Annotated in this window: 19 protein-coding genes; 17 read left to right on the top strand and 2 right to left on the bottom strand. The window is 39.1% G+C overall.

What is annotated here, in order from left to right; all coding sequences use genetic code 11:
* Window positions 1-22 precede the first annotated feature (22 nt).
* From dnaE to DYI00_RS06060, 9 genes are all read left to right on the top strand, one after another.
* Window positions 23-3,652, top strand: a complete 3,630-nt coding sequence (gene dnaE / locus DYI00_RS06095; RefSeq protein ID WP_104709293.1) for a DNA polymerase III subunit alpha — start codon at window positions 23-25, stop codon at window positions 3,650-3,652.
* Complete coding sequence (locus tag DYI00_RS06090) at window positions 3,634-4,413, top strand: pseudouridine synthase (protein ID WP_104687321.1); 780 nt, start codon at window positions 3,634-3,636, stop codon at window positions 4,411-4,413. Before dnaE ends, DYI00_RS06090 begins: the two co-directional genes overlap by 19 nt.
* Window positions 4,414-4,476: 63 nt before the next feature.
* Window positions 4,477-4,791 carry a thioredoxin family protein gene (locus DYI00_RS06085; protein WP_011577100.1) on the top strand — a complete coding sequence of 105 codons (315 nt, stop codon included), beginning with the start codon at window positions 4,477-4,479 and terminating at the stop codon, window positions 4,789-4,791.
* Window positions 4,792-5,052: 261 nt separating this feature from the next.
* Window positions 5,053-5,199: a hypothetical protein gene (locus tag DYI00_RS08535; protein WP_231899481.1), complete on the top strand. Its 147-nt coding sequence runs from the start codon at window positions 5,053-5,055 to the stop codon at window positions 5,197-5,199.
* Between the two features lie 302 nt (window positions 5,200-5,501).
* Window positions 5,502-5,861, top strand: coding sequence for a hypothetical protein (locus tag DYI00_RS08530; RefSeq protein ID WP_011577103.1), 360 nt, complete (start codon window positions 5,502-5,504; stop codon window positions 5,859-5,861).
* A gap of 151 nt (window positions 5,862-6,012) precedes the next feature.
* Entirely contained in the window at window positions 6,013-6,174 is a 162-nt protein-coding gene (locus tag DYI00_RS08525) for a hypothetical protein (RefSeq protein WP_011577104.1), read from the top strand.
* Window positions 6,175-6,234: 60 nt separating this feature from the next.
* Entirely contained in the window at window positions 6,235-7,626 is a 1,392-nt protein-coding gene (gene fumC, locus DYI00_RS06070) for a class II fumarate hydratase (protein WP_104709294.1), read from the top strand.
* Between the two features lie 352 nt (window positions 7,627-7,978).
* On the top strand, window positions 7,979-8,347 hold the full coding sequence (locus tag DYI00_RS06065) for a hypothetical protein (protein ID WP_041600157.1): 369 nt from the start codon (window positions 7,979-7,981) through the stop codon (window positions 8,345-8,347).
* Window positions 8,348-8,929, top strand: a complete 582-nt coding sequence (locus DYI00_RS06060) for a ribonuclease HII (RefSeq protein ID WP_104687324.1) — start codon at window positions 8,348-8,350, stop codon at window positions 8,927-8,929.
* Here DYI00_RS06060 and DYI00_RS06055 read toward each other — a convergent pair.
* Window positions 8,926-9,507, bottom strand: coding sequence for a hypothetical protein (locus DYI00_RS06055; RefSeq protein WP_104709296.1), 582 nt, complete (start codon window positions 9,505-9,507; stop codon window positions 8,926-8,928). The genes DYI00_RS06060 and DYI00_RS06055 overlap by 4 nt on opposite strands.
* A 260-nt stretch (window positions 9,508-9,767) precedes the next feature.
* Window positions 9,768-10,856 carry an ATP-binding protein gene (locus tag DYI00_RS06050; RefSeq protein WP_104709297.1) on the bottom strand — a complete coding sequence of 363 codons (1,089 nt, stop codon included), beginning with the start codon at window positions 10,854-10,856 and terminating at the stop codon, window positions 9,768-9,770.
* 207 nt (window positions 10,857-11,063) lie between these two features.
* Between DYI00_RS06050 and rpsJ the strand changes: the two genes are divergently transcribed.
* Genes rpsJ through rpsC form a run of 8 tightly spaced genes read left to right on the top strand, consistent with a single transcriptional unit; the run spans window position 11,064 to window position 15,178 of the window.
* Window positions 11,064-11,378, top strand: a complete 315-nt coding sequence (rpsJ, locus tag DYI00_RS06045) for a 30S ribosomal protein S10 (protein ID WP_000411561.1) — start codon at window positions 11,064-11,066, stop codon at window positions 11,376-11,378.
* 33 nt (window positions 11,379-11,411) lie between these two features.
* On the top strand, window positions 11,412-11,987 hold the full coding sequence (rplC, locus tag DYI00_RS06040) for a 50S ribosomal protein L3 (protein WP_000395312.1): 576 nt from the start codon (window positions 11,412-11,414) through the stop codon (window positions 11,985-11,987).
* A 33-nt stretch (window positions 11,988-12,020) separates the two neighbouring features.
* The gene (gene rplD / locus DYI00_RS06035; RefSeq protein WP_011577109.1) at window positions 12,021-12,668 is read left to right on the top strand and encodes a 50S ribosomal protein L4; all 648 of its coding nucleotides are present in this window, start codon (window positions 12,021-12,023) and stop codon (window positions 12,666-12,668) included.
* A gap of 3 nt (window positions 12,669-12,671) precedes the next feature.
* Window positions 12,672-12,953 (top strand): 50S ribosomal protein L23, encoded by a 282-nt coding sequence (locus DYI00_RS06030; RefSeq protein ID WP_011577110.1) that lies wholly within the window; start codon window positions 12,672-12,674, stop codon window positions 12,951-12,953.
* Window positions 12,954-12,968: 15 nt separating this feature from the next.
* Window positions 12,969-13,799 carry a 50S ribosomal protein L2 gene (gene rplB / locus DYI00_RS06025; RefSeq protein WP_011577111.1) on the top strand — a complete coding sequence of 277 codons (831 nt, stop codon included), beginning with the start codon at window positions 12,969-12,971 and terminating at the stop codon, window positions 13,797-13,799.
* An 11-nt stretch (window positions 13,800-13,810) separates the two neighbouring features.
* Window positions 13,811-14,092, top strand: coding sequence for a 30S ribosomal protein S19 (gene rpsS, locus DYI00_RS06020; protein ID WP_011577112.1), 282 nt, complete (start codon window positions 13,811-13,813; stop codon window positions 14,090-14,092).
* 9 nt (window positions 14,093-14,101) lie between these two features.
* Window positions 14,102-14,470: a 50S ribosomal protein L22 gene (gene rplV / locus DYI00_RS06015; RefSeq protein WP_104687327.1), complete on the top strand. Its 369-nt coding sequence runs from the start codon at window positions 14,102-14,104 to the stop codon at window positions 14,468-14,470.
* 3 nt (window positions 14,471-14,473) lie between these two features.
* The gene (gene rpsC / locus DYI00_RS06010; RefSeq protein WP_011577114.1) at window positions 14,474-15,178 is read left to right on the top strand and encodes a 30S ribosomal protein S3; all 705 of its coding nucleotides are present in this window, start codon (window positions 14,474-14,476) and stop codon (window positions 15,176-15,178) included.
* Window position 15,179 lies beyond the last annotated feature (1 nt).

Genomic DNA, 15,179 nt, shown 5'->3' with positions numbered 1-15,179 from the left:
GGTTATATATAGGGGTTAGACAATGAAAGAGACTAAAGCTTTTACGCATTTGCACTTGCACACAGAATATTCGCTTTTAGATGGGGCCAATAAGATTAAAATCTTAGCCAAACGCATTAAAGAATTGGGCATGAAAAGCGTGAGCATGACCGATCATGGGAACATGTTTGGAGCGATTGATTTTTATACGAGCATGAAAAAAGAAGGCATCAAGCCTATCATAGGCATGGAAGCGTATATCCATAATGACGACAACCTCTCCAGCAAAGAAACCAAACAACGCTTCCATTTGTGTTTATTCGCTAAAAACCAAGAGGGCTATGAAAATTTGATGTATTTAAGCTCTATGGCGTATTTAGAGGGGTTTTATTATTTTCCGCGCATCAATAAAAAGCTTTTAAGGGAGCATTCTAAAGGGATTATCGCTTCTAGTGCGTGCTTGCAAGGGGAAGTCAATTACCATTTGAATACCAATAGTGAGAGAAATCGCAGGTATGGGGCTAAGGGCTATGATGAAGCTAAAAAAATCGCTTGCGAATACCAAGAGATTTTTGAAGACGATTTTTATTTAGAGATCATGCGCCATGGCATTTTAGATCAGCGATTCATTGATGAGCAAGTCATTAAAATGTCTTTAGAAACAGGGTTAAAAATCATTGCCACAAACGACACCCACTACACCATGCCTAACGACGCTAAAGCTCAAGAAGTAGCGATGTGCGTAGCGATGGGTAAAACCCTAAACGATCAAGGGCGTTTGAAACACTCCGTGCATGAGTTTTACATTAAATCCCCTGAAGAAATGGCGAAGTTGTTTGCAGATATTCCAGAAGCTTTAGAAAACACCCAAGAAATCGCTGATAAATGCGTTTTAGAGATTGATTTAAAAGACGATAAAAAGAACCCCCCAACCCCCCCAAGCTTTAAATTCACCAAAACTTACGCCCAAAACGAAGGGCTAGATTTTGAAGATGACGCTTCTTATTTCGCCCACAAGGCTAGAGAGGGCTTGAAAGAGCGTTTGATTTTAGTGCCTAAAGAAAAGCATGAGCAATATAGAGAGCGATTGGAAAAAGAAATTGAAGTCATTACGAACATGAAATTCCCAGGTTATATGCTAATTGTGTGGGATTTTATCCGTTACGCTAAAGAAAGGGGTATTCCTGTAGGGCCTGGTAGGGGGAGCGCGGCAGGGAGCTTGGTGGCTTTTGCACTAAAAATCACCGATATTGACCCCTTGAAATACGATTTGCTTTTTGAAAGATTTTTAAATCCTGAAAGGATCAGCATGCCTGATATTGATACGGATTTTTGCCAACGCCGGCGTAAAGAAATCATAGAATACATGATTGAAAAATACGGCAAATATAATGTGGCTCAAGTCATCACCTTTAATAAAATGTTGGCTAAAGGCGTGATTAGAGATGTTGCAAGGGTTTTGGACATGCCTTATAAAGAGGCTGATGATTTTGCCAAACTCATACCTAATCGCTTGGGTATCACGCTTAAGGGCTATGAAAAAAATGGCGAGTTCATAGAGGGGGCGTGGGAATTAGAGCCTAAAATCAAAGAATTAGTAGAAAGCAATGATACGGCTAGACAAGTGTGGGAGTATTCGCTCAATTTAGAGAACTTAAATCGCAACGCAGGCGTGCATGCCGCAGCTTTGGTGGTGGATAGCCAAAAAGAATTGTGGCACAAAACCCCTTTATTTGCTTCTGAAAAAACCGGCGGTATCGTTACGCAATATTCCATGAAATATTTAGAGCCGGTGGATTTGATCAAGTTTGACTTTTTGGGGCTTAAAACCTTGACCGTGATTGATGATGCACTTAAAATCATTAAAACGCAACACCAAATTGATGTGGATTTTTTATCGCTGGATATGGACGACCCTAAAGTGTATAAAACGATCCAAAGCGGCGATACGGTGGGGATATTCCAAATTGAATCCGGAATGTTTCAAGGGCTTAACAAGCGCTTAAGACCTTCAAGCTTTGAAGACATTATCGCTATTATCGCGCTAGGGAGACCAGGACCCATGGAATCAGGCATGGTAGATGACTTTGTCAATAGAAAGCATGGCATTGAGCCTATCACATATGCGTTTAAGGAATTAGAGCCGATTTTAAAGCCCACTTATGGCACGATCGTCTATCAAGAGCAAGTGATGCAAATCGTGCAAACTATCGGCGGGTTTAGTTTGGGCGAAGCGGATTTGATCCGCCGTGCTATGGGGAAAAAAGACGCTCAAATCATGGCGGGCAATAAGGCTAAATTTGTAGAAGGGGCTAAAAATTTAGGGCATGATGGTCAAAAAGCGATTAATTTGTGGGATTTGATCGTTAAATTTGCCGGCTATGGTCTCAACAAATCGCATTCAGCCGCCTATGCGATGATCACTTTCCAAACAGCGTATTTAAAGACTTATTATAAGCATGAGTTCATGGCAGCGATGCTCACTAGCGAATCCAATAAGATTGAATCCGTGGCACGCTATATTGATGAGGTTAGGGCTTTAGAAATTGAAGTGATGCCTCCGCACATCAATTCTTCTATGCAAGATTTCAGCGTGGCAGAGTTTAAAAACGAAAAAGTAGAAAAGAAAATCGTGTTTGGTTTAGGTGCGATTAAAGGGGTAGGGAGCGAGCCGATTAAAAACATCATTGAAGAAAGGACTAAAGGGGATTATAAGAATTTAGAAGATTTTATTTCACGGATGGATTTTTCCAAACTCACTAAAAAATCTTTAGAGCCTTTAGTGAAATCTGGGAGCTTGGATAATTTGGGCTACACACGAAAAACCATGCTCGCTAACTTGGATTTGATCTGCGATGTGGGGCGTGCTAAAGACAAGGCTAATGAAATGATGCAAGGGGGCAATTCTCTTTTTGGGGCAATGGAAAGTGAAACAAGAGAGCAGGTCATTTTGGATATGGCTGATTTAGGCGAACATGACGCTAAGATGCTTTTAGAATACGAGTATGAAACTTTAGGTATCCATGTTTCAGGCAACCCTTTAGATGAGTTTAAAGAAGAGATTAAGGGCTTTAAAAATTTGGTCAAAAGCATTGATATTGAAGAGTTAGAAATCGGATCGCAAGCTTACTTGCTTGGTAAAATCATGGAAGTTAAAAAGAAAATTGGTAAACGAAGCGGTAAGCCTTATGGCACAGCGGAAATTTTAGACAGATACGGCAAGTTTGAGCTCATGTTTTTTGAAAAGCAATTAAACGCTTTAGAAGAGTTGGATATAAACAAGCCTTTAGTGTTTAAATGCAAGATTGAAGAGCAAGAAGAGGTTGCACGATTAAGGCTTTTTGAAATCTTGGATCTAAAGAGCGCTAGAGAGGTTAAAATCCCTAAAGCCCACTATAAAGACTCTAACAAACAAAAAGAAGATGTGCGCGAAATCCCCCCCATTGAAATGCTCGCTTCTAGCTCTTGCTCTTTAGCGATCGTGTTAGAAAACGATGTGAAAAAAGAGTTTTTAAGACAAATCAAAGAGAGTGCTTTAAAACACCAGGGCAAACGCCCCTTGTATTTGATTATCAAAGATAAGGGCAAGCAATTCAAATTCCAAAGCGATTTGTTGGTAGATGAAAAGATTAAGGACGATTTTAAAGAATTAGAGTGGAGGGATTTAGCTTGAGGATCAACCAATTTTTAGCCCATTATACCAAGCATTCGCGCAGAGAGGCTGAAAAATTGGTTTTAGAGGGGCGGGTGAAAATCAACCATGAGCATGCCAAACTCGCTAGCGTGGTTAAAGAAAACGACAAGGTTTTTTTGGATAAGCGTCTCATCAAGCCCTTAAAAAACAAAAAATTCAGCGTGCTAGTTTATCACAAGCCAAAGGGCGAGTTAGTGAGCAAAAACGATCCCTTAAAACGGCGCATGATTTATGAAAGCTTGGAAAGAAAATACGCGCATTTTGTGCCTGTGGGCCGTTTGGATTTTGCTAGTGAGGGGGTGCTATTATTAAGCGATAGTAAGGCGGTGGTGAGTGCTTTAATGCATGCAAATTTGGAAAAAGAGTATCTTATTAAAATTCAAGGTTTTGTTACAAAAGAGATGGAAAACGCTATGCAAGAGGGCTTGAAATTAGAAAACGCCACTAAAGGAGCACACCAAAAAACCCCAATTAAAAGCATGGAATTCGCCCCCTTTATTGGTTATGAAATCATCAAAAACCATGCCAAATACTCTAAAATTAGAGTTGTTATCAATGAGGGGAAAAACAGAGAATTGAGGCGTTTTTTTGCGTTTTTTAACGCTAGAGTGTTGGATTTAAGGCGCGTTCGTTATGGTTTTGTGAATTTGAATGCCTTGCCGGTAGGGAAAATGCGTTTTTTAAACCGCCAAGAATACAATGAATTGCATGCGTTTATGGCCAATGTTAAAGGGGATTAGCTTTTGGGTGTAGGGTTTATGCTATACTTTTAAAGTTGGGGGAAATAAAAATTAAGGATTATCATGTTAGAAGTGATTAACGGAAAAAATTACGCAGAGAAAATCGTTCATCAAGCGGTGGTGGTTAATGTTGGGGCGAGTTGGTGTCCGGATTGCAGAAAAATTGAGCCAATTATGGATAATTTAGCCAAGACTTACGCAGGCAAGGTGCATTTTTTTAAGGTCGCTTTTGATGAGAGCCAGGATTTAAAAGAAAGTTTAGGCATTCGCAAGATCCCCACTTTGATTTTTTACAAAAACGCTAAAGAAGTGGGTGAAAGGCTTGTAGAACCCAGCTCTCAAAAACCGATTGAAGACGCGATCAAAACGCTCTTATAAATAAAAATAAGAGCTTAAAAATCTTTTAACCCTTTTTTGGTCTCTTTTTTGTTTAGTCCCCTTTTTTAGGGGGCTAACTTCGAAAAGAGCTTTTATTTGTTATCGCTTTTTTTGGATAAAATGGCTTGGTTTTAACCCCCAACATCTGATGAAACAATCATCGCTCTAAACAACAAAGATAGGACTTTATTCTATGCGAAATACAAAAATGCACAGATTGAGACTCTTATTGATAGCGTGTGTGAGCATATGGGAGGGTGCTTGTGTTCTAGAGAAGTGGGATTTAAAGAAACTTCTTCATTGCAAGCCAGTCTTTTAAAGGACTTCATTGTAACTTGCCCTAACCATTCTTGGAAATTAGATCTTAACGCCTCAACTTATCAAAATGGCATCAAAAAACCCCTTTAAAAAATTACACCATTAAAGATAATATTTTGAATGTATCTCAAATCTCGCATTTAGAAAATCCGTTTAATGGGGCTAGAAAAGGCGTATTTCATTGCGCATATTTAAACCATGCAAGTTTGTTTTTTGAATGCGACAAGATCAAAATCATCACCGACCCATGGTTAATAGGTCCTTGTTTTTTGGGAGATTGGTGGCATAGCTAGCCAAACTCTAAAAGAGTCATAGAATGCTTAAAGAGTGCAGATTTTATTGACATCTCTCACAACCATCTGGGATCATTAAACGCTCAAACTCTAGCTCTTGTGCCTAAAGACAAGCCTTTTATTATCCCTAATTTTGAGTCTAAAAGCGTGGAAAATTCACTGAAAGGGATTGGTTTCACCTGTATTTATGCACTTGATTTTAAAGAAATTGTTGCGTTAAGCCCTAAAGTCCAAGCGAGCGTTTTAAAATCCGGAGATTTTAGAGATGATAGCGGGTTGTATTTGTGTTTGGATAACCATGAGATATTGCTTTCTGTGGATAGCAATTTTTTAAACCACTATGTATTGCCTAAAGAAATTACAATGTTAGTCACATCATTTGCGAGCGGATCAAGCGGGTTTCCCTTAAAAACGCTCAATATCATGACAAGCAGATCGTTACCTTATACCGACGAATGATGATTCTAGCACGATAGGTGGTGCATGTGTAGAGGCGAATTTTGACACTCAAAAATTCAGGGTTTTAAAATCTAATGAAGCCCCTTTAAACGAAAAAGAAAACTTATGCAATTAAAAGTGAGGGCTGAGATTTTAGCATGCGTTATCAAGCATGCTTTGCCTTTTTGAGGACTTTTCCATAGGGTTTCATTGCAGAATTTTACGCAGTCCTAATGTCTATGAAAGCGCTTTTTGGTTCCATTCCACTAACCTTTATATCAACCCTAGTGCGGTGTGTTTTAAAGAAGTTGAAAAAAATGGCGTTTTTAAGTAGAAGGTATAGGAGTTTATGCTATTTTTTTAAGGTTTTAAAATCAAATTTCAAAGGATTAGCATGCAATTTAGAATCGAACATGACACGATGGGCGAAATTCAAGTAGATGACAGCAAATACTGGGGGGCTCAAACGCAACGCAGCTTTGAAAACTTTAAAATCGGCACTGAAAGAATGCCTAAAGAGCTGATTGGCGCGTTTGCAAAGCTTAAAAGAAGTTTAGCGGTAGTCAATCACAAGTTAGGAAAATTGAGTCTAGAAAAATCGCAAGCCATTATCAAGGCGTGCGATTGCATTTTAAAAGGTGAGTTGTGCGGCGAATTCCCTTTAGTGATATGGCAAACAGGGAGTGGGACTCAAACGAACATGAATCTCAATGAAGTCATTGCCAATAAGGCTACCGAAATTTTAGGGGGTAATTTTAGAGAGAAAAAACTCATCCACCCTAACGATGATGTGAATATGTCCCAAAGCTCTAACGACACTTTCCCTACCGCAATGCATATTGTGAGCGTGCTAGAAATCACGCATAAACTGCTCCCTAGTTTGGAGAATTTGTTAAAAACCTTTAAAGAAAAAAGCCAACAATTTAAAGAGATTGTCAAAATTGGGCGCACGCATTTACAAGACGCCACGCCTTTAACTTTGGGGCAAGAATTTAGCGGTTATGCGAGCATGCTAGAGCATTCTAAACAACAAATTTTAGAGAGTTTGGAGCATTTAAGAGAGCTAGCCATAGGTGGGACTGCCGTAGGTACCGGGCTAAACGCTCATAAAGAATTGAGCGAAAAAGTGGCTGAAGAATTGAGCCAATTTAGTGGGGTGAAATTTATCTCTGCACCTAATAAATTCCACGCTCTCACTAGCCATGACGCTATCGCTTATGCACATGGGGCTCTTAAAGCTTTGGCGGCGAATTTGATGAAAATCGCTAACGATATTAGATGGCTTGCGAGTGGGCCGCGCTGTGGTTTGGGCGAGCTGAATATCCCTGAAAACGAGCCAGGTAGCTCTATTATGCCCGGTAAAGTCAATCCCACGCAATGCGAAGCGATGACAATGGTAGCCGTGCAGGTGATGGGGAATGATACCGCTATTGGTGTTGCAGCCAGTCAGGGTAATTTTGAATTGAATGTTTTTAAGCCGGTGATTATTTATAATTTCTTGCAAAGTTTAAGGCTGCTAAGCGATAGCATGGAAAGTTTTAATATCCATTGCGCGAGTGGCATTGAACCTAATAGAGAAAAAATTGATTATTACTTGCATCATTCTTTAATGCTAGTAACCGCTCTCAACCCGCATGTAGGCTATGAAAACGCCGCTAAAATCGCTAAAAACGCCCACAAAAAAGGCATTTCTTTAAAAGAAAGTGCAGTGGAATTGAAGCTATTGAGCACTGAAGATTTTGACAAATTCGTAGTGCCTGAAAAAATGATTGGACCTAAGGTTTGAAAACCTTGGGTGGGGGAGTTAGATTTTAGCAAGATTAAGGTTTTTGCATGGCAGATGAAGAAAAAATTAAAACAGAAAGAGAGTCTTACTTTTTAAAATCAATAGCGTTCGGTATGATTTCACCAAACAAAAATGCACCACGCTTATCCAAGTTTTGGTAGTGGTGCTTGGATTTATGCCGTTTGTAGCATATAAAGATAAATATGGCTCCTATTTTGCAACCTATTGATTGCTTCCGTTTAGCGCCTTGGGATCGTATAGTTTCAGTATGTGCGGTTATTATTTCTTTGATTTGTTACACGGTTTTAGTTATTCATACACTCGGTTCGGCTTATATTATAATTGTTTGATAATGCATGAGGCTTATTTTGATAACCAGGTCAAGACAATAGAATATGATATTAGAATATTGCAAAGCGATACGGATGCAGAAAGAGAGAGTATAAAAAAGGAAAAACAAGAACATGAAATTCAAGCAAAAAGATCATGCGAAAATTATGAAAAAGCAGTCAGAGGGCCTTTGGCAAGCCTTGTGTTTATAATTGTTTCAGCAATGTTTTGTATAATATTTAGTATTATTTATAACATTGATGTTTTAAGCCACAAAGATACAAAGAAAATGAATAACAATCAAAATTCAAGCATGGAGTGTTTTTTGGCATTCAAGTTGCAAAGGAAAATTTTAAACCAAAAGACAACACTAAAAAATAAGGCATTTTAAATGACTCTAGGCATTGATGAAGCGGGTAGGGGGTGTTTGGTTGGTTCGCTTTTTGTGGCTGGGGTGGTGTGTGGTGAAAAAATAGCCTTAGATTTTCTAAAAATGGGTCTTAAAGATAGCAAAAAACTCAGCCAAAATAAGCGCTTTTTCTTAGAAGATAAAATCGAATCGCATGATGAGGTCAAATTTTGCGTAATTAAAAAAAGCGCAGGTGAAATTGATAGCTTGAGTTTGGGGGTGTGTTTGAAACTCGCTGTGCAAGAAATTTTAGAAAAGCTAAGCCCTTTAGCTCAAACAATCAATATAGACGGCAACACGGCGTTTGGTTTGAATAAACGCTATTCTAATCTAAAAACGATCATCAAGGGCGATGAGAAAATCGCTCAAATCGCTATGGCGTCTGTTTTAGCAAAAACTTCCAAAGACAGAGAAATGCTAGAATTGCACGCCTTGTTTAAGGAATACGGTTGGGATAAGAATTGCGGGTATGGGACCAAAAAACACATAGAAGCGATTGCTAAACTAGGGGCTACGCCCTTTCATAGGCATAGCTTTGTGCTTAAAAACAACCTATTTTCTTAAGTATCCACATTAAATAGCACCTTGTTTAAAATTACGCTCAAACTTTTAGCGCTTTTTGGAGAAAGTTCGATACTTTTCCCTTTGAAATGAGCGATAAGATCTTCAGGATAGACAAAAGGGAATTGCACCATGATGTAGACGCGCTTGTTAGCGTTATCCACGAATCTTTTAGCCAAAATGGATTTAGAGACCAAAAAATCAACCACTTCAAACAAATTATTGATGGATTTATTTTGAAACTCCTTATAAATGCGCTCCCGCACTTTTTTAGTTAATAAGACAATCTCTAAAGAGCTGTAAGCGTTCATTTTAGCCCTTAAAAAAGCCACTTTTTCGGCGTTTTTTTCTGGGAATAACTTGTCGTCATAGGGGATGTAATTGGCGTAAAAATCGTTCCTTTTACCGGTCATAGAGGCTGATCCGACATATTGATTGAGCGGATTATTGCCATCAAAAAGGTTGGTTTTAAGCCAATTAGGGTAGTTGGTCGTATCTTGCAAGATTTCAGCATGCACTGCTTGAATTAAAAAACTTAAAGACAAAAGAGAGCCAAGAATGAATTTGATCCATGTTTTCATTTTATTCCCTTGAGTATCAGTTAAAATCTCTTGTATTTTTGGGATAGATGGGATCTCTCAAAAATACAAGGGTTTGGAAGTATATAAAGGGTTAGCTTAAGAAAAAATAAAAATATGTAATAATCATTTAAAAAATGCATAATGGTGCTTAATATTAAATAGATAAATAGATAAATAGATAAATAGATAAATAGATAAATAGATAAATAGATAAATAGATAAATAGATAAATAGATAAATAGATAAATAGATAATAATTATTATACCAAAATAGATTGAATATCCAAAGAAAAATCAATAAAATTAAGGTGTTTGTAAGAAGAATTAACCGCTAAAGTGGGGGCGTTGATAGAAACGACGATGATGTTTAAAAACCCATGTTCATTACACCATAAAAGCTGTTTTTCTAAAAAATGGGGCGTGGGGAAAGCATGGGCGATGAGGGCGAGCTTGTTAGCGTCGTTTTCGCTTAAGATGAAGATTCCGTTATCATGGGAGTAAAGCTTGTGGTTGGGGAATTGTTTGTAAAGCTCTAAAAAAACCATGTTTTCAAAGATATTTAAAAGCGAGGGGCTAGAAGTCAAGCTATAAGGCAAAGCAAAATCGCACAAATACAATTTGGTTTTATTGCTTTCAAAACTGGGGACTAAAAAAAGGATTCGTTGTTGTTCTAGGGTGTGTAAAAGTTTATAGAGAGTGTCTTTAGAGATTTTAAGCTCTTTTTTGAGTTGGGTATAAAGGTAAAAAACGCTCATAAACTTGGATTGATAAGCACAGATTTTAGCCATTAAAGGGGCGTAAGCTTGAAAGACTGATTTGATATTTTCTTGTTTTTTTAGGATTTTTCCTTGTTTATTCCCTGTAAAAAGCGAATCTAAAGCATTGCCCTCTTTTAAAAAGCGGTTAAACAGAGCACTTTTAGGGGTGTTGGGCTTGAAAAAGCGGCTGTATTCTTTAAAACTCAACCCTAACGCATAGCATAGGCTAAAATCTGGCATTATTATAGGGCTTAAAAGGCTAGGGATAAGAATGATTTGAGCGAGCTTTGGCAGGCTGAAATCCAAGCGATCGATATTGTCTAAAATGAGCAAATCCATTTTCTTTTCTAAATGCCATTTTAAAAGCCAAGAGCTTAAGATATTTTTATTCAAGCGCATGTCATTGTAATTGATATACACAGGGTTTTTAAAACGCTTTGCTAATTTGAGTGCGAAAGTGGTTTTACCGGATTTCATCGGGCCTAAAAGACAAATTTTATCGCTTGAATGTGGATCTAAAAGGGGGTTACTAAGGCTAGGTTCGTTAGGGGTTTCAAAAGGGCCAAAAGGGTGCAAGCAAGAAAGGGGCATGAACTTCCTTTTAATGGAATTGAATAAGATAAGCATACCGCATTTTCTTTATATTTCCTTATAAAAAGGAAGTAAAAATCCCTAAAAAGCACCTAAAAAGGGTAAAATCTATTGACTAAATGGTGCATTTTGAGTAGTATTTCAGTTTTTATTTTATTGTTTTATTCTATTTAGCAATGAATGAAACGAGTTCTTTTAGGAGAGTTTATGGAAAAAATCAGGTTGAAGCTCAAAGCTTATGACCATAGAGTGTTGGATCGCTCCGTTGTGGCTATCGTGGAAGCCGTAAAGCGTTCAGGTTCTGAAATTAGAGGGCCTATCCCTTTACCGACTAAGAATAAGCGTTACACCGTTTTACGCTCTCCGCATGTCAATAAGGATTCAAGAGAGCAGTTTGAGATTAGGGTTTATAGCCGATTGATTGATATTATTTCGGCCACCCCAGAAACCGTGGATAGCTTGATGAAGTTAGATTTAGCTCCTGAAGTGGATGTAGAAGTAACTTCTATGGAAACGAAGTAGTCCTAACACAGATAAATAAATTAAGGGTTAGATATGGAATTTTTAGTTCAAAAGATAGGCATGAGTCGCACCATTGATGCTAACAGCACGCCTGTAACCTTGCTTAAAGTCTTGCAAGCGAAAGTGTGCCAGCTAGAAAACGGAAAAGCTTTAGTGGCCTATGCGATGCATAAAAAACACAATAAGGCGATTGAAGGCCAGCAAAAGAAATACCAACTCAGCAAAGAGTTTAACCATTTCGCTACCTTAAAAGCTTCCCAACAAAAAGAGCTTGGCGATTTGGATTTGAGTGCTTTAGAAACGCTTAAAAGGGTTAAAGCGAGCTTTAAAACTAAAGGAAGAGGCTTTGCAGGGGTGATGAAGCGTTGGAATTTCCAAGGCGGGCCTGCAGCTCATGGGAGCCGATTCCACCGCCGTCCTGGTTCTATTGGTAACAGAGAATGGCCAGGAAGGGTGCAAAAGGGTAGGAAAATGGCGGGGCATTATGGCAATGAGCTAGTTACTTGTCAAAACGAGGTGCTCTCTTTTGATAAAGAAAGTATGGTGTTAGTTCTAAAGGGTTCAGTAGCCGGCTTTTCTGGGGCTTATGGGCGCATTAGGGCGTTATAAAACCATCGTTGAATGTAATATAAAGGGTTTGATATGAGTAAGGCCATCGTTTTAGACAGCCATTTGAAAGAAAAGGGTAGCATGGAGTTACCCAAAAGATATGAGGGTATTAACAGCCATAATCTCTATCTTTATGTGAAGCACTATTTATCTTCTGTGCGTGCTAATACCGCTAAAAGTAAAAACCGTGCTGAAGTGAGTGGGGGCGGTAGGAAGCCTTGGGCACAAAAAGGGGGCGGAAGAGCTAGAGCAGGGAGCATCACTTCGCCTGTGTTTGTCGGTGGGGGTGTCTCTCATGGGGCTACGAACAACCGCAATTACAACCTTAAAATCAATAAAAAACAAAAACGCTTAGCTTTAGAATATGCTTTAGAAGAAAAAGCACAAGCGAATAAGCTTTTTGTGGTGGAAAAAATTGCTATAAAAGGCGTGGTTGAATACAATAAAAGGAAGCATTTGGCTAAAGAAGCGAACAAAATGTTCCAAGCTTTAGAGCAACGAGACACTTTGTTTGTGTGCATGAACATGGACGAATACACTGAGTTAGCCTTTAGTAACCTTAAAAAATGCCTTGTTATTGATGTGAGCGAATTAAACGCTTATCTTTTAGCGGCGTTTAGCTCGGTAGTGATGGAAGAAGTAGCGTTTCAGCATGTGGTGCAAGATAAGACAGAGGAGTAAAAAATGGCAGACATCATGGATATAAAGTCAATTCTTTACACTGAAAAGTCATTAGGATTGCAAGAAAAAGGCGTTTTAGTGGTCCAAACGGCTCAAAATATGACCAAAAACCAGCTTAAAGAAGTGTTTAAAACTTACTTTGGCTTTGAGCCTTTAAAAATCAATTCTTTGAAACAAGAGGGTAAGGTGAAACGCTTTAGAGGGAAACTTGGACAAAGAAAGTCTTTTAAGAAATTTTATGTGAAAGTTCCAGAGGGTGCTAGCATTGTCGCCCTTGGCGCGTAGAAAGGAGAAAGCGTTATGGCGATTAAAACTTATAAGCCCTACACTCCAAGCAGACGCTTCATGTCGGTGTTGGATTCTAAAGATATTACCGCAAAAAGCAGTGTCAAAGGCTTACTCACTAAGCTTAAAGCGACAGCAGGGAGGAACAATAATGGACGCATCACCAGCCGCCACAAAGAGAGAGGGGCTAAAAAACTCTATCGTATTATTGATTTCAAACGCAATAAATACAATATTGAAGGGAAAGTGGTTGCGATTGAGTATGATCCTTACAGAAACGCGCGCATCGCTCTTGTAGTCTATCCTGATGGGGATAAACGCTATATTTTACAGCCAAGTGGTTTGAAAGTAGGGGATAGCGTTATCGCTGCTGAAGGCGGTTTGGATATTAAAGTGGGCTTTGCGATGAAGTTGAAAAATATCCCCATAGGAACGGTGGTGCATAACATTGAAATGCATCCGGGAGCTGGCGGACAATTAGCAAGAAGTGCAGGAATGAGCGCTCAAATCATGGGTAGGGAAAATAAATACACTATCATTAGAATGCCAAGCTCTGAAATGCGCTACATTTTAAGCGAATGTATGGCAAGTATTGGCGTGGTAGGGAACGAAGATTTTATCAATGTTTCTATTGGTAAAGCAGGGCGCAACCGCCACAGAGGGATTCGCCCACAAACTCGTGGAAGTGCCATGAACCCAGTGGATCACCCGCATGGTGGGGGTGAGGGTAAAACAGGGACAAGCGGTCATCCTGTATCGCCTTGGGGCACTCCAGCTAAGGGCTATAAAACTAGAAAGAAAAAAGCTAGCGATAAGCTCATCATTTCCAGAAAGAAACACAAATAAAGGGTTAAAGAATGTCTAGGTCAATTAAAAAGGGTCCTTTTATAGACGACCACTTGATGAAGAAAACGCTCAAGGCAAAAGAGAGTAAGGATAACCGCCCCATTAAAACATGGTCTAGAAGAAGCACCATTTTGCCTGAAATGATTGGTTTTACTTATAATGTGCATAACGGAAGGGTTTTTATCCCTGTGTATATCACAGAAAACCATGTGGGTTATAAGTTAGGGGAATTCGCTCCTACAAGAACTTTTAAAGGGCACAAAGGCAGTGTCCAAAAAAAGATTGGTAAGTAAGGAAGTAGAATGAGCAAAGCGTTATTAAGATTTGTGCGGTTATCTCCTACTAAAGCCAGATTGATTGCAAGACAAATTCAAGGCATGAATGTTGAATTAGCGATCGCTAGTTTGGAATTTACGCCTAATAAAGCAGCTAGAGTGCTTTCAAAGGTAGTCGCTTCTGCAGTCGCTAATGGCTCTTTGGACGCTAAAAGTGCCCTTATTGTTTCTTGCAGAGTGGATGCTGGTCCTGTGATTAGGCGCTCCATTCCAAGGGCTAAAGGTAGAGCCACAGCCATTAGAAAACCAACATCTCATGTATTCGTAGAAGTAGCAGAAGGGAAAGAAATGAAATCTTCTAAAAGCCATAAAAAAAATCAAGCAGAGGGTAAGTAGGGCATGGGACAAAAAGTTAATCCGGTAGGTTTAAGATTAGGTATTAATAGGAATTGGACTTCTAGATGGTTTCCTAGCGCTCGCACCGCTCCAAGCAATATTGATGAAGACAATAAGATCAGAAAGTTTCTTAAAAAAGAGCTTTATTATGCAGGCGTGAGCCAAATTGTGATTGAAAGAGCGGCTAAAAAACTGCGCGTTACGGTTGTGGCGGCTCGCCCAGGGCTTATCATTGGTAAAAAAGGCGTGGATATTGAAAAAGTCAAAGAAGGTCTAAAAACGCTCATCAAAAAAGAAGTCTCCATTAATATTAAAGAAGTCAAACGCCCCCAAGCTGACGCTCAATTAGCCGCAGAAAATGTAGCCACCCAACTAGAAAAAAGGGTCGCTTTCCGTCGTGCGATGAAAAAGGTCATGCAAGCGGCGTTAAAATCTGGTGCTAAAGGGGTTAAGGTGCGTGTTTCTGGTCGTTTAGCAGGGGCTGAAATTGCCCGCACTGAGTGGTATATGGAAGGGCGCGTGCCTTTACATACTTTAAGGGCTAAGATTGATTATGGCTTTGCTGAAGCGATGACGGTCTATGGTATTATTGGTGTGAAAGTGTGGATTTTCAAAGGGGAAGTTTTGCAAAAAGGCATCCAATTTGAAAAGAAAGAAGAGGTTAAAGAAGAAAGAGAGCCTAGAAGAAGCAGAAGAGGGAGGCAATAAT

It is taken from the genome of Helicobacter acinonychis, assembly GCF_900461455.1.
Classification (GTDB): Bacteria; Campylobacterota; Campylobacteria; order Campylobacterales; family Helicobacteraceae; genus Helicobacter; species Helicobacter acinonychis.
This window is presented reverse-complemented; position numbering and strand designations above follow the sequence as displayed.